17 protein-coding genes, 2 tRNA genes and 1 other RNA gene are annotated in these 19,322 nt (G+C 56.1%); 16 read left to right on the forward strand and 4 right to left on the reverse strand.

Annotation, left to right across the window (positions count from 1 at the left end; translation table 11 throughout):
• Positions 1-2: 2 nt before the first annotated feature.
• Entirely contained in the window at positions 3-1,301 is a 1,299-nt protein-coding gene (gene eno, locus VHE10_00745; protein ID HVU06315.1) for a phosphopyruvate hydratase, read from the reverse strand.
• A 54-nt stretch (positions 1,302-1,355) separates the two neighbouring features.
• On the opposite strand from eno, the gene VHE10_00750 reads away from it, so the two are divergent.
• Both VHE10_00750 and obgE read left to right on the forward strand, forming a co-directional pair.
• Positions 1,356-1,685: a phage holin family protein gene (locus tag VHE10_00750; GenBank protein HVU06316.1), complete on the forward strand. Its 330-nt coding sequence runs from the start codon at positions 1,356-1,358 to the stop codon at positions 1,683-1,685.
• Positions 1,686-1,701: 16 nt separating this feature from the next.
• A complete protein-coding gene (gene obgE, locus VHE10_00755) occupies positions 1,702-2,673 on the forward strand; it encodes a GTPase ObgE (protein HVU06317.1) in 972 nt (323 codons plus the stop codon).
• Between the two features lie 65 nt (positions 2,674-2,738).
• Here obgE and VHE10_00760 read toward each other — a convergent pair whose 3' ends face one another.
• Entirely contained in the window at positions 2,739-3,341 is a 603-nt protein-coding gene (locus VHE10_00760; GenBank protein ID HVU06318.1) for an acyltransferase, read from the reverse strand.
• Between the two features lie 133 nt (positions 3,342-3,474).
• Here VHE10_00760 and gatB point away from each other — a divergent pair, with 133 nt between their 5' ends.
• From gatB to VHE10_00780, 4 genes are all read left to right on the forward strand, one after another.
• Positions 3,475-4,944, forward strand: a complete 1,470-nt coding sequence (gene gatB, locus VHE10_00765) for an Asp-tRNA(Asn)/Glu-tRNA(Gln) amidotransferase subunit GatB (GenBank protein ID HVU06319.1) — start codon at positions 3,475-3,477, stop codon at positions 4,942-4,944.
• 17 nt (positions 4,945-4,961) lie between these two features.
• The gene (locus tag VHE10_00770) at positions 4,962-5,474 is read left to right on the forward strand and encodes a DUF192 domain-containing protein (GenBank protein ID HVU06320.1); all 513 of its coding nucleotides are present in this window, start codon (positions 4,962-4,964) and stop codon (positions 5,472-5,474) included.
• Between the two features lie 282 nt (positions 5,475-5,756).
• Positions 5,757-8,618, forward strand: a complete 2,862-nt coding sequence (locus tag VHE10_00775) for a ribonucleoside-diphosphate reductase subunit alpha (protein HVU06321.1) — start codon at positions 5,757-5,759, stop codon at positions 8,616-8,618.
• A 172-nt stretch (positions 8,619-8,790) separates the two neighbouring features.
• Positions 8,791-9,774, forward strand: coding sequence for a ribonucleotide-diphosphate reductase subunit beta (locus VHE10_00780; protein HVU06322.1), 984 nt, complete (start codon positions 8,791-8,793; stop codon positions 9,772-9,774).
• 53 nt (positions 9,775-9,827) lie between these two features.
• On the opposite strand, the gene rnpB is transcribed toward VHE10_00780, so the two are convergent.
• Positions 9,828-10,122, reverse strand: an RNA gene (gene rnpB, locus VHE10_00785) — RNase P RNA component class A.
• Between the two features lie 145 nt (positions 10,123-10,267).
• Here rnpB and VHE10_00790 point away from each other — a divergent pair.
• Together VHE10_00790 and VHE10_00795 are read left to right on the forward strand one after the other, a co-directional pair.
• A complete protein-coding gene (locus VHE10_00790) occupies positions 10,268-12,595 on the forward strand; it encodes a tetratricopeptide repeat protein (GenBank protein HVU06323.1) in 2,328 nt (775 codons plus the stop codon).
• 16 nt (positions 12,596-12,611) lie between these two features.
• Entirely contained in the window at positions 12,612-14,303 is a 1,692-nt protein-coding gene (locus VHE10_00795; protein HVU06324.1) for a lipid II flippase MurJ, read from the forward strand.
• A 162-nt stretch (positions 14,304-14,465) separates the two neighbouring features.
• Here VHE10_00795 and VHE10_00800 read toward each other — a convergent pair whose 3' ends face one another.
• Positions 14,466-14,696 (reverse strand): hypothetical protein, encoded by a 231-nt coding sequence (locus tag VHE10_00800; GenBank protein HVU06325.1) that lies wholly within the window; start codon positions 14,694-14,696, stop codon positions 14,466-14,468.
• A 143-nt stretch (positions 14,697-14,839) separates the two neighbouring features.
• On the opposite strand from VHE10_00800, the gene lepA reads away from it, so the two are divergent.
• From lepA to VHE10_00840, 8 genes are all read left to right on the forward strand, one after another.
• On the forward strand, positions 14,840-16,684 hold the full coding sequence (gene lepA / locus VHE10_00805; GenBank protein ID HVU06326.1) for a translation elongation factor 4: 1,845 nt from the start codon (positions 14,840-14,842) through the stop codon (positions 16,682-16,684).
• A 70-nt stretch (positions 16,685-16,754) separates the two neighbouring features.
• Positions 16,755-17,258, forward strand: coding sequence for a hypothetical protein (locus VHE10_00810; protein HVU06327.1), 504 nt, complete (start codon positions 16,755-16,757; stop codon positions 17,256-17,258).
• Between the two features lie 177 nt (positions 17,259-17,435).
• Positions 17,436-17,813: a septum formation initiator family protein gene (locus VHE10_00815; protein ID HVU06328.1), complete on the forward strand. Its 378-nt coding sequence runs from the start codon at positions 17,436-17,438 to the stop codon at positions 17,811-17,813.
• Between the two features lie 22 nt (positions 17,814-17,835).
• Complete coding sequence (locus VHE10_00820) at positions 17,836-18,072, forward strand: glutaredoxin domain-containing protein (protein ID HVU06329.1); 237 nt, start codon at positions 17,836-17,838, stop codon at positions 18,070-18,072.
• 61 nt (positions 18,073-18,133) lie between these two features.
• A tRNA-Arg gene (locus tag VHE10_00825) sits at positions 18,134-18,205 on the forward strand.
• 42 nt (positions 18,206-18,247) lie between these two features.
• Positions 18,248-18,496 carry a hypothetical protein gene (locus VHE10_00830; protein ID HVU06330.1) on the forward strand — a complete coding sequence of 83 codons (249 nt, stop codon included), beginning with the start codon at positions 18,248-18,250 and terminating at the stop codon, positions 18,494-18,496.
• A gap of 15 nt (positions 18,497-18,511) precedes the next feature.
• Positions 18,512-18,587: transfer RNA gene (locus VHE10_00835), tRNA-Phe, on the forward strand.
• 10 nt (positions 18,588-18,597) lie between these two features.
• On the forward strand, positions 18,598-19,257 hold the full coding sequence (locus VHE10_00840) for a thymidine kinase (protein ID HVU06331.1): 660 nt from the start codon (positions 18,598-18,600) through the stop codon (positions 19,255-19,257).
• The last annotated feature ends 65 nt before the right edge of the window (positions 19,258-19,322 follow it).

Raw genomic sequence — 19,322 nt, forward strand, 5'->3', positions numbered from 1 at the left:
ATCTACGCCTTGAACGCAGCTTTGCCTGGATACGTCGCCTTATCGCCCAGAGCTTCCTCGATGCGGAGGAGCTGGTTGTATTTCGCGATGCGATCGGTGCGCGATGCCGAGCCGGTCTTGATCTGCCCGGTCGCGAGGCCGACGACGAAGTCCGCGATAGTCGTGTCCTCGGTCTCGCCTGAGCGATGCGATATGATCGACGTGTAGCCTGCCTTGCGCGCCATCTTGATGGCTTCGATGGTTTCGGTCACGGTGCCGATCTGGTTGAGCTTGATCAAAATAGAGTTGCCCGTCTTCTTCTTGATGCCCATGGCGAGGCGCTCGACGTTGGTGACGAAAAGATCGTCACCTACGATCTGGACCTTGGCGCCCAGTTTCTTGGTCATCAATTCATAGCCGGCCCAGTCGTCCTCGGCGAGGCCGTCCTCGATCGAAACGATAGGGTATTTCTTGCACCAGCTCGCATAGTGTTCGACCATCTCTTTCGACGAGAGCTTCTTGTTCTCGGTCTTCAGGTTATAGATTCCTGGCTTGCCGCCTGCGCCCGGCTCGTATATTTCAGTCGCTGCCGCATCGATGGCGATAGCGATGTCGATGCCTGGGGTATAGCCGGCCTTCTTGATCGCCTCGATGATGGTTTCGATCGCCGCTTCGTTATTCGGGAGCGAAGGAGCATAGCCGCCTTCGTCACCGACAGATGTATTGAGCTTCTTCGCAGAGAGGATCTTCTTGAGAGCATGGAAAACCTCGGCGCCATAGCGCAGGGCTTCCTTGAACGAAGGGGCGCTGAGAGGCACGATCATGAATTCCTGGAGGTCAGTTGAATTTTCAGCATGCTTGCCGCCGTTGAGCACGTTCATCAAAGGAACAGGGAGGCGCATCTTGTCCTTGGTGCCGCTGATGTCCTTGAAATACTGATAGAGAGGGATTTTCTGCGACTTGGCCATGGCATGAGAGAAAGCCATCGATACGCCGAGGATGGCATTTGCGCCGAGCTTGCCTTTATTTGGCGTGCCGTCGAGGGCGATGAGCGCCTTGTCGAGCGATGCCTGGTCGAATTTCTTGCTGGTGATCGCCTTTGCGATAGGACCGTTCACGTTCGCGACTGCATTGGCCGTGCCTTTGCCGCCATAGCGCTCTTTGTCGCCGTCGCGGAGCTCGACCGCTTCGTGCGAACCAGTGGATGCGCCCGATGGCACTGCGGCCCGTCCGAATGAGCCGTCTTTCAATGTGATATCGACCTCTACCGTCGGATTGCCCCGCGAATCCAGTATCTCCCGCGCCCTGACTTCTTTGATCATGATGCTCTGTGCCTAAAGGTAATAGGGCACCATTATACATGCTATACTTTTTTCATGAAAATCATCCTCAGATTTTTGCTCGTTGCCGGTGCGATCATGGCTTTGCCGCATCTTGTCCCCGGCATCGCCGTCGCGGGCATATACCCGGCGCTTATCGCGGCCGCCATATTCGGTCTCTTGAATCTCGTCGTCAAACCGATCGTCGGCATCGTGACGCTGCCTATAAATATCGTCACCCTCGGCCTCTTCGGGCTCGTCGTGAACAGCCTCTTGCTCTGGTTCGTCGGCTCGTTCGTCGCCGGATTCTCAGTCGCCACGTTCACGGCCGCATTCGTCGGCGCCCTTATCCTGGCCGTCGTTAACTGGATTGCGCACCTCTTTTAAGGTAAGGTGACACCCTATGGCATTCGTAGACGAAGTAGAATTTCACGTAAAGGCGGGCAAAGGCGGAAGCGGCGTCGAGCGCTGGCTCCATGAGAAAGGCAAGGAGTTCATGGGTCCCGCAGGCGGCAACGGCGGCAAGGGAGGCGACGTGTACGTCGAGGCTGTCCGCGATATCGGCATTTTGAACTCGTACCGAAACGTGAAGCTTTTTGAAGCCGAAGACGGCAAAGACGGCGACAAGAAGGGAATGGAAGGCCGCGCGGGCGAGGATCTGATCCTCAAGCTGCCCGTCGGTTCCGTCGTCTATAACAAGGACACCGAGCAATCGTTCGAGCTTTTGAAGGAAGGCGAGCGCGCGCTCGTCTTGAAAGGCGGCCGCTACGGCCTGGGCAACGAGCACTTCAAGGCTTCGACCAATCAGAGGCCGACCCAGACGACCGAAGGCCGAACGGGCGAGGAAGCTGATTTCCATGTCGTCCTGAAGCTCATCGTGGACGCCGGCTTCGTCGGGTTCCCGAATGCGGGCAAGTCGTCGCTCTTGAACGCGCTCACGAACGCGAAATCGAAAGTGGCTTCGTATCAATTCACCACGCTCGAGCCGGCCCTCGGCGACATGTACGGATTCATCCTCGCCGACATCCCCGGCCTCATCGAAGGCGCGTCGGAAGGAAAGGGTCTCGGCGACAAATTCCTGCGCCACATATCGCGCACGAAGATGGTCCTGCACTGCATATCGCTCGAAAACGAAGACATCGCGGCGGCATACAAGACCATTCGCGCCGAGCTCGAGAACTATTCAGACGAATTGGCGAAGAAGCGCGAGATCATCCTCCTCACTAAGACCGATCTCGTAGACGAAGCCGCCCTCTCGAAGAAAGTGAAGGAAGCGAAGAAGCTTAATCCCGAAGTCCTGTACGTTTCGGTCATAAACGACGAGCAGGTGAAAGCTCTGAAAGACGGATTGGTGAAGACTTTGCGGCAGGAATAGCGCGCTCGCGCATATAAAAAAACCGATAGGAGCAATCCTATCGGTTCGTTCGCGCTTGGCGGCGCTTAGGGTCTGATCCATCCCGGCGCCGGGGCAGGGATTATCTCGCTGACGACCTTGGCGGGGTTTCCGCCCGCTATCGCGTTGTCGGGCACGTCCTTCACCGCCAGAGCCATCGCTCCGACGATGGAGTTCTCCCCGACGGTGACGCCGTGGCGGACGAAAGCCCGGAACCCGATCCAGCAGTTCCTCTTCAGGCGGATGTTCCCTTTCTTCACCGGCGCGCCCGGGAACACGGGATGATAATCCGACGTGAAGAGCACCGATTCGTTGCCGAGCTTTGCATGAGACTCGATCACGACTTCGCAGCCGGTCTCGACGTGGATCAGAGCGCCTTGGTTGATATAGACGCCCTCGCCTATGATCAGCCTGCCGCCTTCGTTCACGTAGAGGACGGTCCGGTCTCTCGACGAGGACCAGATGGCGCAGTTCTTCCCGAAGGAGATCGTGCCTCTGTTGCACAGGCTCGGACAGTCGCCTTCGATGTGGGGTATGTTGTCTCGCACCCCGCGCCTGCGAAAATACAGCTCGTTTCGGAATCTCTTGCAGCGCTTCATGACGCGCCGGGCAAATCGCTTGCCCTTCGCGAACAGGGAATCGTCTTTCATATGCGGTTTGGATGGTTGTTGTAGAGAGCGTTTATGATATAAGTATATCAAATATATATCCAAATGTCAATGGCATTTTGGAATGTCTTAGAAAAGTCCGGTTTCTTTGTGCGAATAGGGTCTCTTTGCTAGTATGGATTTCGCGATGAAGACCTATATTCCTACGATCGGTCTCGAGATCCACGCGGAGCTCAAGACCGCGACCAAGATGTTCTGCGACTCCAAGAACGACCCGTTCAACAGCGCCCCGAATGCGAACGTCTGTCCGATCTGTATGGGACATCCGGGCACGCTTCCGGTCATAAACAAGAAGGCGGTCGAGCACGTCCTCCGTGTCGGAGTCGCATTGGGCGCAGAGCTCGCGGACTTCACCGAATTCGACCGCAAGAACTATTTCTATCCCGATATCCCGAAGGGCTATCAGCTTTCCCAATATAAATATCCGCTCGTGAAGGGCGGCAGGCTCGGCGACGTAGAGATAACCCGCGTGCACCTGGAAGAAGACACCGCGTCGTCGGTCCATGACAGCGAGAACGGGCAGAGCGACTACTCGCTCGTGGATTTCAATCGCGCGGGCGTGCCTTTGATGGAGCTTGTCACCGAGCCGGTCATCCATTCTGCTGAAGAGGCGGGAGATTTCGGCCGCGAGCTCCAGCTTTTGCTTCGCACGCTCGGCGTATCCGAAGCGAACATGGAAAAAGGAGAGATGCGCGTCGAGGCGAACATCTCTATCGCCACGGAAGAAGACACCGCCGCGCGAAAATTCGGCACGAAAGTTGAAGTGAAGAACCTCAATTCGTTCAAAGCCGCCGAAAAAGCGATCGCGTACGAAGTCGCGCGACACATCGAGGTCATCGAATCGGGAGGCAAGATCGAGCAGGAGACCCGCGGCTGGGACGACAATAAAGGCAAGACGTTCAGCCAGCGCAAGAAAGAGGACTCTCACGACTATCGCTATTTCCCGGATCCTGACCTGCCGAAGCTCAAGATATCGGAGATACCTGAATTTTCCCTGAAGAATCTCCGCGACACTATGCCCGAGCTGCCGTGGGAGAAGCGCGAGCGCTATGCGGCGATCGGTCTGAAGCCTACTGATATACATATATATGTGTCGTCGCCTCTCGTCGGGTCTTTCTTCGAAGCCTCTACCGTCGGTTTCGGTAAGAAAGAGGCCATTTTGACGGCCTCCAACTATATTTCCACCGATATCCTGGGCCTTATAAAGAAGAAATACGGCGAAGGTCGGGAAGAGCGAATCTCTACACTGCCGTTCGGCCCTAAAGAGTTCGCGAAACTCGTAGCTATGATCGATTCCAAGTCCGTTTCCTCGCGCGGAGCGAAAGACATCCTCGCCATCATGTTCGAAAAGGGCGGAGAGCCCGAGGCGATCGCCGCCGAAAATAATCTCGGCCAGAAATCCGACGAAGGCGCGGTAAAAAAGATCGCCGAGGAAGTGATCGCTGAAAATCCGGCTGTGGCGGAAGATTTCAAGAAGGGCAAGCAGGCATCGCTGCAGTTCCTCATCGGACAGGGTATGAAAAAATCGAAAGGATCCGCGAATCCGGAAGTCTTGAAGAGCGCTCTCGCGTCGCTTCTCTCGTAATATCGTCTTCAAATCTCATGACAAGCTTTTTCATCACCATAGCGGTCGCCGTCGCGGCGATCGTCGGAGGTGTCGCACTGCGCGGGCATCCGTCGGAAAAGATCTCTTCGGCTACGACGACCGCAACGAGCACGCATGCAACCGCGCTCTCCGACGAAAGATATCCCCATGCAGAAGTGACGATAGGAGGGAAAGCGTTCGATGCTCTCGTCGCGGACACGGAGGAGCTCAAGGATCTCGGTCTCGGCGACCGAAAAGGCCTCGAAAAAGACCAGGCAATGCTGTTTCCGTTCGACGAGCCTTCGTATCTCGGATTTTGGATGAAAGACATGCTCTTTTCGATAGACATGTTGTGGCTCGATGCCGATCTTCGCGTCGTCTCGTTCGAGTCGAACGTCTCTCCGAAGACGTATCCGAAAGCTTTCTTTCCTCCGAAGCCTGCGCAGTATGTGATCGAGCTCTCTGCCGGCGCTTTGTCAGAGCTTGGTGTAAAAGCCGGAGATAAAATAAATCTCTCGGCGCATCGGTAATCTGTTTCCCGTCGGGAAATGCCGAAAGTCTCTTCATTTTTTCTTGATTTTTATTTTTCTCGTTCGGCTCCCTTCCGGATTTCAAAAAGACGCCCGAGGACGGATCTTAAAATCGCACATATTTAAGCGCTTTTACGAGCGTCCTTAAAATCTTGTTTTGACAGAGGGCGCCTGCCGTTCTCTAAGTTCTATTCCACAACTTTTCGCCTATCGGCTCGTGTAAAATAAATCAGCGTTAAATTTTTTATCAGCCATCCCTCAACCATTATCAACTTCCGCGTCATGAACATCTTCATCACCAAGAGAGACGGCACGAAGCATCTCTTCAACGCAGACAAGATCAACCGTTCGATCGAGCGCGCCGCTACAGGTCTCTCCGATCCGATATCGATGGTGACCCAGATCGCGACTGATACGCGCCTCACCATGTATGATGGCATGACTACCGAGGAATTGGACAAAGCCACTATCAACGCGGCCATCCAGAACATCCAGTACGACACCGATTTCGACAAAGTAGCGACTCGTCTCTTGCTCAAGACCGTATATAAGAAGGTCTTAGGCGACTATGACACCGAAAACGCATCTGAATTGATGGAAAAGCACCGCTCCGGCTTTCCGGAGTACGTGAAAAAAGGCGTGGCGGAGAATCGCCTCCACCCTGACATGATCGCGAAGTACGATCTCGAGAAGCTTGCCGCCGCTCTCGACATGTCGCGCGACGATCTCTTCCTCTATTCGGGCCTCGACGGTCTCATGAACCGCTACTCGATCAGGAATCTCAAGCAGGAGCCGACCGAGACCCCGCAGTATCTCTTCATGCGCATCGGCATGGGTCTTGCTTATAACGAGGAGAACCCGACCGAATGGGCGATCAAGTTCTATGACAAGATGTCGAAGCACGAATTCATCGCCGGCGGTTCGACGAACGTTGCCGCGGGCACGAATCGCCCTTCGCTCGCGAATTGCTTCCTCCTCGAGATCCACGACGATATGTCGCATATCGCGAAGTCGGTCGCCGATGTCATGCTCCTCTCGAAAGGCTCCGGCGGCATCGGCGCGTCGATCACCAAGCTCCGCGCGTCGGGCTCGCCGCTCAAATCCAATTTCGGCGGAGCGTCTACCGGCCCGACGCCGTTCGCCAAGATCATTGATACCGCCATCCGCGCTATCCAGCGCGGCGGTAAGAAAAAGGGCGCTCTCTGTTTCTATATGGAGAACTGGCACCTCGATTTCCCTGATTTCATAGACTGGAAGCACAATGCCGGCGACGACTATCTCCGTATGAGGACGGCCAATACGGCGGCTTTCTTGAGCGACGAATTCATGAAGCGCGTCATTTCGGGCCAGGACTGGTATATGTTTGACCCTGCCGACGCCCCTGAATTGAACGAGCTCTACGGCGCGGCTTTCTCGGCTAAATATAAAGAATATTGCGCAAAAGCCGAGAGGGGAGAGCTCCGCATCTGGAAGAAGGTTCCTGCATCCGAGCAGTGGCGCCAGATACTGACATCTCTTCAGTCTACGTCGCACCCATGGATCACGTGGAAGGACCCTATCAACCTCCGCGCTTTGAATAACAACACCGGCACGATCCATATGTCGAACCTCTGCACGGAGATCTGCCTCCCGCAGGACAAAGACAACGTCGCCGTCTGTAACCTCATCTCCGTCAACCTCGCCGTTCACGTATCGAATAAGGAAGTCAATTGGGCGAAGCTCGAAGACTCTGTCCGCCTCGCCGTTCGCCAGCTCGACAACCTCATAGACATCAACAAGCTTCCGATCCCTGAAGCCGTCCGATCGGACAAAGAGAACCGCGCCATCGGCCTCGGCGTCATGGGTCTCGCCGACGTATTCGAGAAGCTTGGCCTCTCGTACGATTCCGAGCACGCATGGGATTTCGCCGACCGCATATTCGAATTCGTCTCATACATGGCTATAGACGAATCGACGAACCTTGCCCAAACGCGCGGCGCGTACAACAATTTCGCCGGCTCGCGATGGGCGCAGGGCATGGTGCCCGTGGACACTATTAGGGCTCTCGAAGAGGACCGCGGCCGACCGGTGACCGTGTCGAAAGAATCTCGACACAAGGGCCTCAACTGGGACCTCCTCCGACAGAAAGTTAAGCGCGGTATGCGAAACGCGACCCTCATGGCCGTCGCTCCGAATGCGAACATCGGCCTCGTCGCTGGCACGACGCCCGGCATGGACCCTCGCTTCGCGCAGGTATTCTCGCGCAATAAGATATCGGGCAAGTACATGGATATCAACCATAACCTCGTGAAGGACCTCAAGAACATGGGCATATGGGAGAAGGTCCGCAGCCAGATCATCGAAAGCCAGGGCGACATCGCCAACATCGACGGCATCCCGCAGCACATCAAAGACGTATATAAGACTTCGTTCACCACGTCGCCGCTCGCATTCATCGAAGTCGCCGCTCGCGCGCAGAAGTGGATAGACCAGGCTATCTCGCGAAACATGTATCTCGAGACCCGCGACGTTGAAGAGACGATGAAGATATATACCGCCGCATGGGAGAAGGGAGTGAAGACCACCTATTATCTCCATATGAAGCCGCGCCATACGGCAGAGCAATCCACGGTCCGCGTGAATAAGGCCGAAGTCATGGGCAAGAAAGGCTTTGCCGCCGTCGCCTCGACGCTCTCGTCTACCGTTGCCGACAAGAAAGCCCCGTTCGAGGCCCCTCTCCAGAAATCTCTCGAAATAGTCGAGCCGGCCCCCCTTCGCACGGCAGAGCCTGTCGTCGTCATGGCTCCGCCTGCCCCGAAGGCGGCGGTGTCGTGGAGCCTTCCGAAGGCAGAGCCAGCTGCTCCGATGGCCGCTCCGGTATCGTTCGCCGCTCCGAAGCAGGTCTCGTTCGCGGCCGCTCCCGTAGCTCCGGCTCCGGCCGCCAGGGCCGAGAAGGCGGCAGAGGCCGTTTCTGCGCCCGAAACGCCCCGCGCCGCGGCCCAAGGCTACCGATCTCTCTCCGACCTTGCGGCTGCCATGCCGGCCGCTCAAGGCGAGGAGGGCTCTTCCGCAAAGGCCGCGCTGTCCTTCAAGATCGTGAATGGCCGCAGAATCTTTGCTCCTTCCGATCCTTCGGAAGAGAATCTCTGCGACAGCTGCCAGTAGCCGGTCCGTAAAAGCCCTTTTCCAAACGCACGCGGTTTCTTTGCTAAGAAATTGCTCGTGTTCGTGCCAGTCGCGCTCGCATGGCGTTTGGAAAAGGGCTTTTGCTTCCCTTACGAGGAGTCCTGGTTTATTATTAGGCCCGTCAATTAGATTCCCTTAATCACTTACCATCATGGCACTTATCGGAAAAGCATCGCCGGAGGACGTGAACCTGCATCCGCTCCGCTACAAATGGGCGTACGACCTCTATAACCAGGCAGTCCGTAACACCTGGTTCCCGCACGAGATAGCTCTTAAGGAAGACCTCGACGACTGGGCGAAGATGACCGAAGACGAGAGGCATGCAGTCAAATTCCTCATGGCGTTCTTCAACCCTGCGGAACTGATCGTGAATCGCTCGATCGCTCTCGGCATCTATCCCTACCTCAAGTCTCCTGAATGCCATCTTTATCTGGCAAAGCAGATGTGGGAGGAGGCGAACCACTGCGTGGCGTTCGAGTACGTGCTCGAAACGTTCCCGTTCGATAGGGAGAAAATCTACAACGTCCATCTCGAAGTGCCTTCGATGCAGGCGAAAGAAGCCTTCATCACCAAGTATATGAAGCGTATGATGGACGAGACGCTCGATATCTCGACGCCTGACGGCAAGAAAGACTTCATCAGGAACCTCGTCGCGACGAATATCGTGATGGAAGGCATCTGGTTCTATTCAGGCTTTATGGTGGCACTGTCATTTAGGCAGAGAAACCAGCTCCGAAACTTCGGCTCTATGATCAACTGGGTCATCCGCGACGAATCGCTGCACCTCAAGTTCGGCATGAACCTCGTGCATCATATCCTCGAAGAGAACGCCGAGCTTTTGACCGAGGAATTCGCGACCGAGATCCGCGACATCATCATCGAAGGCGTGAACCTCGAAGTCAATTACAACAAGGATCTCTTCCCGAACGGCATCCTCGGCCTCAACGCCGACTACGTGAACCAGTACGTCATGTACGTCTGCGACCGGCGCCTCGAAGAGCTCGGCTTGCCGAAGTATTACAACGCTACGAACCCTGCCAAGTGGATGGCGACGTCGACCGACGTATTCGAGCTCGTGAACTTCTTCGAAGCTCAGAACACGAACTACGAAGTGGACTCGGGGCACAAGAAATAGGGCGGAGCTCGATACGAGCAAAAGAAAAATCCCGCCTGTAGGCGGGATTTTCCATGCTGCTGTACCTATAAGCCGAATTCTGTTGTCGACGGCCATTTATCTGGGACCGATGTCGCCATCGGCCTCAAGCGGCTCTCCGGTCTTGCGACCGGCGCGGCCTTGCACATAGGTAAGAATTTTGCCGTTTCACCCCGGCCAGTCTATTCGACCGGCCGGACTCGTCTCTGTTCGCATCTCTAGGATTACTCCCGGCGGGCGTTACCCGCTACCGTGCTCCGCCTTGCGACGGATGTGTTCGGACTTTCCTCTAGGATGCCTAAGCCCCCTAGCGGCCGTCCGGTACAGGCCAACAAATTATACACTGATTATGCCCAAAAGCCAAGCCCTGTAAGCGTTGTAGGGCAGAAAGCGATTTTATATAATGAACCTCGCATCAAAGGCTTTTCGGCCGTTTTGCCGGCATTATCCGATCATTTTCATTGAGACAAAGACTATGACACCGACCGCTTCATCGAAGCTCGACAGGGTAGCGTTCTACGCGCTTCAGGCGACGCTTTTCTTCGCTCCGCTCTTCTTTATCCCCTCGATCTCCGTCCCTCTCCAAACTGGCAAATCGGCGGTCATCCTTTTCGGCATAACGGCGGCGCTCGTCGTCTGGCTCATCGCTCGATTGAAAGACGGATCGTTCTCGTGGCCGAAGACCTGGCTCTATGCCGGCGCGGGCATCCTCGGCCTCGTCTACACGGTCTCGGCTCTCGCATCGGCTAATCAGGCGTCGTCGCTTGCCGGCACATCGTTCGAGCTCGGCACTCTCGCATTCTTCCTGCCGTCCCTTTTCCTCTTCGTCCTCATCTCTCTGGTCACGAAGTCGGAAAAGCAGGTCTTCTATTCGTATATGACGCTCTTCGTAGCGTTTCTCGTCGCCGGGCTGTTCCATGCCGTCCGCTTCATCGGCGGCGCCGATGTTCTCTCGTTCGGTGTCTTCACCGACGTTACGGCGAACTTCATAGGCAAGTGGAACGATGTCGGCATATTCTTCGGCCTCGGCGCCGTCCTTTCGCTCATAACGCTTGAAAGGACGGCGCTCTCGCGCCTGCTTAAGATCCTGGTCTATGCCGTCTTCGTGCTCTCGCTCGTCATGCTCGTCGTGGTCAACTTCTCGCCGGTCTGGGTCGCTCTCGCGGCGCTCTCACTCGTGTTCTTCATATACGAGCTTTCTTACGGTAAGCGATCTGACGGCGCCTCGCGGGGCAATATCGGCGCGCGCATCCCGTATCACGCTCTTATCACGCTCGTCATCGCGGTCATATTCATCTTCTTCGGCGGCAGGATAAGTTCGCTCATCGCGAATACCCTCGGCACGTCGCAGGTAGAAGTGCGTCCGTCGTGGTCGGCGACCTTGGATATCACCGAATCTGCTCTCAAAGATAATCCCGTCCTCGGCACCGGCCCCAATCGATTCGCTTCGGAATGGCTCATGAACAAGCCTGTCGGCATCAACGGCACGCTCTTCTGGAACACCGATTTCAACTACGGCATCGGATTCATACCGAGCCTGGCGACGACGACCGGCATACTCGGCATCCTCGCAGCGCTCTTCTTCGTCGGCCTCTTCGTCTGGACGGCGATAAAAGCGCTCCTCAAAGAAGGAACCTCTCCGTTCTCGCGCTATCTCGTCCTCTCGTCCTTGTTCGCGAGCGCGTATCTTTGGGTCTTCTCGGTCACGTACGTGCCTTCGAACGCCCTCTGGATATTGACCCTCGGCATGTCGGGCCTCTTCGTCGCGGCGCTCCGGGAAGACAAGGCTCTCGCGTCGAGCCACTTCTCGATCATCGGCAGGCCGGCCGCATCCTTTGTATCAGTGCTCGTCTCGGTACTCGCCCTCATCGGCGCCGTGTCGTTCGGCTACTTCGTCGCCGTCAAGAGCCTCTCGAGCGTTTATTACCAGAAGGGGGTCGTCGCCCTTAACGCCTCGGGCGACCTCGACAAAGGCGAGGCTGATATATTGAACGCGATCTCGCTCTCTCCGGCGCCTCTTTATTACCAGTCCGTCTCCGAGATCTATCTTGCCCGGCTCAACAACCTCTTCAACGATACCAAGATAAGCCAGACCGAAGCGCAGTCGAAATTCCAGAGCCTCCTCGGCACCGCTATCCAGGCGGCGCAGGCGGCGGTCGCGGCTGATCCTACGGATTATAGGAATTATATGACGCTCGGCCGCGTATTCGAGGCGGTCGTACCGCTCAACATCGAAGGCGCGTACGACAATGCTAAAAAGGCATATGAGCAGGCGCTCGCTCTCAATCCGCAGAGTCCCGAGGTGTATCTCGTTATGGCCCGCCTCGAAGTCGCTAAGAAAGACAACGACGCTGCAAAAGCGGATATCGACGAGGCGCTGAAGCTCAAGAACGACTACGCCGACGCGATATACCTCCTCTCGCAGATCCAGATCTCGGAGAACGACGTGGACGAAGCGATCAAGTCCGTTTCAGCGGTCGCCACGCTCTCGCCGTCGGATCCGGGCATATTCTTCCAGCTCGGCCTTCTCTACTACAGCAAGAGGGATTATCAGAACTCGACCCTCGCGCTCGAGCGCGCGGTGGCCTTGAATCCGCAGTACGCGAATGCGAAGTACTTCCTCGGTCTCTCTTACTATCTGACCGGCGCCAAAGACAAGTCGCTCCAAGAGTTCCAGGACCTCGCCGCATCGAATCCTGACAGCCAGGAAGTGAAGAGCGCGATCGCCGCCCTTGAAGCGGGCAAGTCGCCGGTTCCTGCGTCGAACGCGGTCAATCAGCCGAATCTGCCGGTTAAGCAGTAGGGAATAATAGGCCGGTATGGTCAAAAGGATACTTTCATTCGTCGGTCGCGAGATAAGCGGTCTCCATGAGGCCGCTTATCTGCTTGCCATATCGTCTGCCGCGTCCCTGGTATTCGCGCTCGTCCGCGACAGGCTCCTGGCACATATACTCGGCGCTTCGCCCGCGCTTGATGTGTACTATGCGGCGTTCCGCGTGCCGGATTTCATCTTCGTCGCCGTCGCCTCGCTCGTCTCGACGTCCATATTGGTGCCGTTCCTGATCGAAAGCAGGGAAAAGGAAGCGGGAGGCGCGGCAGGGGAATTGAAGACATCTATCCAGAGCCTTTTCTCGGCGTTCTTCGTCCTGATCTTTGCGGTATGTGCCGCGGCGTTCTTCCTGATGCCGTGGCTCGATCGGATGCTTTTCCCGAAGCTCTTCGGCGAAGGGCTGGGGGATACGCTCGTGACGACGTCGAGGCTCTTGCTCCTCTCGCCCGTGCTCCTGGGCTTCTCCTCGTTCTTCGCGTCGATCACCCAGATGCAGAACAGGTTCATGGTCTATGCGGTCTCGTATCCGCTCTATAACATAGGCATCATCGCCGGCATCGTATTCTTTTTACCGCATATGGGCGTCGCGGGGCTCGCATTGGGCGTCATCCTGGGCGCATTGTTCCTGTCTTTGACACAGATACCGCTTGTCATCAAAGACGGGCTTTTCCCGCGATTGTCGGTGCGATTCGACTGGTCCAAAGTCCGCCGCGTGGCCGCACTGTCCGTGCCGAGAACGATAACGCTCTCGTCCCAGCAGCTTACGAACCTCGGTTTAGTCTCGCTCGCGTCGTTTCTGGGAGCCGGTTCGATCTCTATCTTTAACCTGGCATTGAACCTGCAGTCGGTGCCTCTTTCCATCATCGGGGCGAGCTATTCATCCGCCGCATTCCCGGTATTGGCGAAACTAATGGCGCAGAAAGAGAGGGAGGCGTTCTTGGGCAAGATGATATCGGCGGCCAAGCACGTCATATTCTGGTCCATGCCGATCACGGTATTGTTCGTCGTCCTGCGCGCGCAGATCGTCCGTGTGGTTCTTGGATCGGGCGAATTCAGTTGGTCGGATACGAGGCTCACCGCCGCAGCATTGGCATTGTTCGTCATATCATCGTTCGGGCAGAGCCTCATGCTCCTGTTCGTGAGGTCGTTCTATGCCGAAGGCAAGACCGCTAAGCCGCTTCTGATCAATATGATAGCGACTGCGGCGACCATAGGCATGGCATTCGGCTTGATAAAGCTGTATCATGCGGCGCCGTCGTTCGCGCTCTTCGTCCAAGCCCTCCTCCGTACCGACGGCGCCGCCGACTCCGCTGTCCTGATGCTTCCGCTCGCGTTCACGCTCGGCGCACTCCTCAATCTCTGGCTCCACTGGCGATCATTTGCGCGGGAATTCCCCGGCTTCACGCGGCCCGTCATGACGACCGCCTGGCATTCCGTCGGCGCGTCCGTCGTCGGCGGATATGCGGCATACCTGTCGCTCGGTCTCTTTGACGATATATTCGGGCTCACCACGCTCTTCGGCGTATTCATGCAGGGTTTCTGCGCCGGGCTCATCGGCATCGTCGCTATCGTCATCGTCCTCAAAGCCATGAAGTCGCCCGAAATGAAAGACATCCACGAAGCGATCGCGCACAAAGTGTGGAAAGTAGACAAGGCGAGCCTGGATCAGTTGCCGTCATAGTATTCCACATACCTCGTCGGGGTCGCTGTCTGGCCCTGCTGGGCCAGCGCTCCCGCTCGGCCCGTCGGCCTGTGCGAGACCCCTCCAAGGCATGTGGAATACCATGAAGCCAAAAAAACCCGCAGAGCGCTTGCGCGATGCGGGTTTGGAGGGTCTCGGGACCTAAATGATCCCGTCTTTCTCTGCGCGAGCCTTATCCCTCGACGTGACTTTCACCATCGCGAGGTAGAAGGGGATCATCGCAAAGAGCGAGAGGCTGAACGAGAGGTTTTCAGGGAGGACAAGGCTTAGAAACGTGTGAGCCGCCATTGACGCACCGTAACCAGTAAGCATTGCCGTGAAAACCGCCATTGCCTGACGCTTGATGTAGATGTTCTTTTTGTAAGAGTTCATGAGTATCTGTCTATATTATACACCTAAAATAGCCATATTGTCAAGTCCAGGAACGGCCTCAAATAAGGATAAAATTGGTCAAAACCCGCGAACTATGATATTTTGGCCTCACTGGGCCGCAGGCCTCTATCGACACTCTCGCTATGGACATCTCCCGCATCCGAAATTTCTCCATAATCGCGCATATAGACCACGGCAAATCCACGCTTGCCGACCGTCTGCTTGAGATCACAGGCACCATCGAGAAGCGTAAGATGCAGGAGCAGGTGCTCGATTCGATGGAGCTCGAGCGCGAGCGCGGCATCACCATCAAGATGCAGCCGGTGCGCATGCGCCACGTCGTAGACGGTGTCGAATACGTCATGAACCTCATCGATACGCCGGGGCATATCGACTTTTCATATGAAGTCTCTCGCGCTCTGAAGGCTGTCGAGGGTTCGATCCTCCTTGTCGACGCGACACAAGGCGTTCAGGCGCAGACGCTCACGACCCTGAACATGGCGCGCGAATCAGGTCTCGTCATCGTGCCTGTAGTGTCCAAGATCGATTCGCCGCTCGCGCGCGCGGACGACGTGAAGCTCGAGATCGCGCAGCTTTTGGACATACCTCTCGATTCCATCCTCGGCGTGTCAGGAAAGACGGGCGAAGGCGTACCGGAGCTTTTAAAGGAGCTTATAAAGCGCGTTCCTGCCCCGAAGACGGAGATCGGCGCGCGCGGCGGAGAGACGGGCGCTGAAAACGCCCCGAAAGATTTTCGCTCCCTCGTCTTCGATTTTCAGTATTCGAACCATCGCGGCGTGACGGTCTATACCCGTGTCATGGACGGCTCGGTGAAGAAGGGCGATACCCTTCGCTTCCGCATCGCGAACGAGACGTTCATAGCGAACGAAGTGGGCATCTTCTCGCCTGACGAGACTCCGCGCGACTCGCTTTCCGCGGGAGAGATCGGATATATCGTCACGGGCGTCAAAGAGCCGGGCATCGCATCGGTCGGCGACACGATTACGCTCGATAAAAGCGCATTGCCGCCGCTCGCGGGATATATGAGGCCATCGCCGGTCGTATGGGCGTCTATATATCCTGAAAGCCAGGACGATCTGACGCTCCTGCGCCAATCGCTTGGCAGGCTGTCGCTGTCGGATTCGGCATTCACGTACGAAGAAGAGTCGTCGGGCACGCTCGGCCGCGGCTTCAGGTGCGGATTCCTCGGCATGTTGCATCTCGAGATCATCACCGAGCGATTGCGCCGCGAATTCAACTTGACCCTTGTCGTCACGACGCCGTCGATCACGTATGAAGTGACGCTCAAGAGCGGCAAAAAGACCATTATATATTCGCCGCCGCTCTTCCCGGATGAAGGCGAGATCGCGCGCATAGAGGAGCCATGGGTGGAGCTCAAGATCATAACGCCGAACCAATACATCGGCGCCTTGACGCAGATCATATTCGAGCATGAAGGCACTGCCGACAGCATGGATACATGGGGCGGAGCATCGATGGAAAGGACCGCGATCACGGTTTCTATGCCTTTGCGCGAGCTCATGCGCAATTTCTTTGACACCGTTAAATCGGTGACTGCGGGATATGCGTCTATTTCATACGAGCAAAAGGGAATGAAAGTCGCCGATGTTCAGCGTCTCGATATTTTGATCGGCGAGGAGGTCATCCCAGCATTCACGCGCATCGTCGCGGCGAATAAGGCATACGAGCAGGCCGAAATGGCCGTCGAGAAGCTCGAGCAGATCCTGCCGAAGCAGATGTTCGTGACCAAGATCCAAGGCAAGGCCGGCGGACGCATCCTCGCGTCGCGCCAGAAGGCGGCTTTGAAGAAGACTGTTACCGCGCATCTGTCGGGCGGCGACATCTCGCGAAAGAAGAAGCTTTGGAACATCCAGAAAGAGGGTAAAAAGCGCATGCTCGAGCGCGGCCAAGGCGACATAAACATCCCGCAGGAGGTGTTCGTGAAGATGATGCGGATGGGGGAATAGGTTTGACGGGTTTTCAAATAAGGGTAGTATCAGGTTCGAAACTAAACCTGTTCTTACTATGGAAACTAATATGCACCACACGCTCGCGGCGCTCGAAGCGCGCCGGCAGTATCATGAAAAGCGCATCAACCTCATCAGTGCCGCGCTCTTGTTTTTGACGGAGCGGGGCTCGATCTCGCAGGACGGCAGGATCGTCTTTCAACTGTACCGTCAGCAGTCGAGCCCCGAAGGCGCGGCAAGGAGATGGGAAGGCAACGACTTCCTTGAGACGCTCAGGCGCGCTCTCGCCGAAGTGGAATCGGAGAGGCGGGGTCCGAGCAGAATCTTCCGCTTTGAGCTCTTCATCCAGGTCGACGACTTCCGGGTCGCCATCGATCCGAAAGACGCTCGGGCCCTTATTCGGGAGATCGCTCCGGAAATGCCCGTTGAGAAGCGGTTCGACTTCACTCTCGATTCCCGCATCTCCGACGAGGTCGGTCCGATGGTGTTCGGTCCCGGCGACCATCCGCCGTCGGTGTGGTACGACTGGGAAGAGATCCCTCATCCCGCGGCTGCCAGTCATTGGAAGAGCTGATCTAATAAATATGCCCCGCGCACGTACGTGCGCGGGGCATTTCATTCCTCGCTAACGGTATAGAGAAGGGATGTAGAGGAGGATCATCGATACGACGATGAGGACCGCGATGGCCCCCCAGACGATGTTCAGGATCTTCCTATGCTTCGGGTTAAGTAACATGCTATAAAGTATACCATGAGGGAATTCCAGGAACGCCGCCGGATAAAAAGGCTCCTCCATTCGCGCTATGCGATCGCCGCTCTCGCGATCATGTGCCTCTTTCTGGGTCGAGGGGTCTGGAACGTGTATGCCAAATATGAAAAAAGTCGCGACATATCGGCGCGCATGGAGACCGAGCTCTCGGCTCTCCAGACCCGCGAGGACAGCCTGAACGGCCAGATAGTCGCATTGGGCACTCCTGAAGGCAAAGAACGGGAGATACGCGACCGATTCGGCGTCGTGAGGGCGGGGGAAAAGATGGTCGTGCTCGTGGACGAGGCTTCGAATACGGATCAGACGGCGGCCGTGGCGGAGATAAGCTGGTGGGAGAAGCTCCTAAGCCTTTTCAGATAGTTTTAATGGTATAATGGGCATTATGAAAAAAGTAGAGATATATTCGACCCCGGTCTGCACGTACTGCGCCGCCGCAAAAGATTTCTTCAAGAAGAACAACGTAGAGTATACGGAATATAACGTGGCATCCGACCAGGCCAAGAGGGCAGAGATGCTCGAAAAGTCAGGCCAGATGGGCGTGCCGGTCATCGACGTAGGCGGCGACATCGTCGTCGGATATGACGAGAAAGTGCTCAAAGAGCTTCTCTCGATAGCGTAAGACGGATCGGCCGCGCGACCTTTGGTCGCGCGGCTTTTCGTATGCTATAGTCATTTTTGCCGCCTTCGTAGTTCAATGGATAGAATAGCTCACTCCTAACGAGTAGATCCAGGTTCGATTCCTGGCGAGGGCACAATAGCCTTGTTTTCGAGCCTTTTTTCAGTATACTAGTCCCATGACCCCTGAAGAGCGAGACCTCCTCCAAAAGACCTACGAGCTTGCACGGGAGAGCTCCGAAATACTTCGAAAGATACAGCGTTCGCAGAGGACCGCCGCGATAGCCAAGTTCATGTACTGGGCGGCCATCATCGCATTGTCTTTCGGAGCGTATTACCTCATACAGCCGTATGTCGAGACGCTCAAGGGTTCATTGAACGATATCACGGGAAACAGCGAAGTCGTATCCAGTTTCGGTCAGTTCTAAAAGTCGGTCAAATAAGCTTGGATAGCTCAGTTGGTAGAGCACTTCCCTGAAGAGGAAGGGGTCCCCAGTTCGAACCTGGGTCCAAGCACCAAAAGCACCCTATGTTTATCGAGCGCAACATCTGCAATCCCGAAGCACGAACCGGATGGATCGAGGTCATCGCAGGCTGCATGTTCTCGGGAAAGACCGAAGAGCTCATCAGGAGGCTCAATAGGAGCGCTATCGCTCGCCAGAAGGTGGCCATATTCAAGCCCAAGGTAGACAACAGATATCATGCGGACAACGTCGTATCCCACGACAGGCGCGTCATCGAATCGGTTGCCGTCGCATCCGCCCGCGATATACCGCCGCTCGTCGAAGGCATCGAAGTCGTCGGCATAGACGAAGCGCAATTCTTCAACGAATCGATCATAGACGTCGCGAACGAGCTTGCCAATTCGGGGAAGCGCGTCGTCATCGCCGGTCTCGATATGGATTACACTGGCAAGCCGTTCGGCCCCATGCCGTATCTTCTCGCCATCGCCGAATTCGTGACCAAGGTGAACGCTATTTGCGCGAGGACGGGCGAGATCGCTTCGTATACGTTCCGCCATCCCGGCGAAGACACGGCCCAGGTGCTCTTAGGCGAGAAGGACGTATACGAAGCCCGCGGCCGCCGCGCCTTCTACGAAGGCATGGAGAGCAGAGACACATATGCCGCGGCTCCAAAAAAGAAAGCCGCGATCAAAGGCAAGAAGGCTGCCAAGGCGAAGAAAAGATAGGATAAAGAGCATAAATATATACAAAAATCACCCCGCCAGGCCTTGGGGTGATTTTTGTATATATT

It is taken from the genome of Candidatus Paceibacterota bacterium (assembly GCA_035546035.1).
Taxonomy (GTDB): Bacteria; Patescibacteriota; Minisyncoccia; order Phycocordibacterales; family UBA6065; genus UBA6065.

What these genes read in the sequence shown, in the direction of transcription:
- eno (HVU06315.1), bottom strand. Translation starts at nt 1,301, where the DNA reads ATGATCAAAGAAGTCAGGGCGCGGGAGATACTGGATTCGCGGGGCAAT.
- VHE10_00750 (HVU06316.1), top strand. Translation starts at nt 1,356, where the DNA reads ATGAAAATCATCCTCAGATTTTTGCTCGTTGCCGGTGCGATCATGGCT.
- obgE (HVU06317.1), top strand. Translation starts at nt 1,702, where the DNA reads ATGGCATTCGTAGACGAAGTAGAATTTCACGTAAAGGCGGGCAAAGGC.
- VHE10_00760 (HVU06318.1), bottom strand. Translation starts at nt 3,341, where the DNA reads ATGAAAGACGATTCCCTGTTCGCGAAGGGCAAGCGATTTGCCCGGCGC.
- gatB (HVU06319.1), top strand. Translation starts at nt 3,475, where the DNA reads ATGGATTTCGCGATGAAGACCTATATTCCTACGATCGGTCTCGAGATC.
- VHE10_00770 (HVU06320.1), top strand. Translation starts at nt 4,962, where the DNA reads ATGACAAGCTTTTTCATCACCATAGCGGTCGCCGTCGCGGCGATCGTC.
- VHE10_00775 (HVU06321.1), top strand. Translation starts at nt 5,757, where the DNA reads ATGAACATCTTCATCACCAAGAGAGACGGCACGAAGCATCTCTTCAAC.
- VHE10_00780 (HVU06322.1), top strand. Translation starts at nt 8,791, where the DNA reads ATGGCACTTATCGGAAAAGCATCGCCGGAGGACGTGAACCTGCATCCG.
- VHE10_00790 (HVU06323.1), top strand. Translation starts at nt 10,268, where the DNA reads ATGACACCGACCGCTTCATCGAAGCTCGACAGGGTAGCGTTCTACGCG.
- VHE10_00795 (HVU06324.1), top strand. Translation starts at nt 12,612, where the DNA reads ATGGTCAAAAGGATACTTTCATTCGTCGGTCGCGAGATAAGCGGTCTC.
- VHE10_00800 (HVU06325.1), bottom strand. Translation starts at nt 14,696, where the DNA reads ATGAACTCTTACAAAAAGAACATCTACATCAAGCGTCAGGCAATGGCG.
- lepA (HVU06326.1), top strand. Translation starts at nt 14,840, where the DNA reads ATGGACATCTCCCGCATCCGAAATTTCTCCATAATCGCGCATATAGAC.
- VHE10_00810 (HVU06327.1), top strand. Translation starts at nt 16,755, where the DNA reads ATGCACCACACGCTCGCGGCGCTCGAAGCGCGCCGGCAGTATCATGAA.
- VHE10_00815 (HVU06328.1), top strand. Translation starts at nt 17,436, where the DNA reads ATGAGGGAATTCCAGGAACGCCGCCGGATAAAAAGGCTCCTCCATTCG.
- VHE10_00820 (HVU06329.1), top strand. Translation starts at nt 17,836, where the DNA reads ATGAAAAAAGTAGAGATATATTCGACCCCGGTCTGCACGTACTGCGCC.
- VHE10_00830 (HVU06330.1), top strand. Translation starts at nt 18,248, where the DNA reads ATGACCCCTGAAGAGCGAGACCTCCTCCAAAAGACCTACGAGCTTGCA.
- VHE10_00840 (HVU06331.1), top strand. Translation starts at nt 18,598, where the DNA reads ATGTTTATCGAGCGCAACATCTGCAATCCCGAAGCACGAACCGGATGG.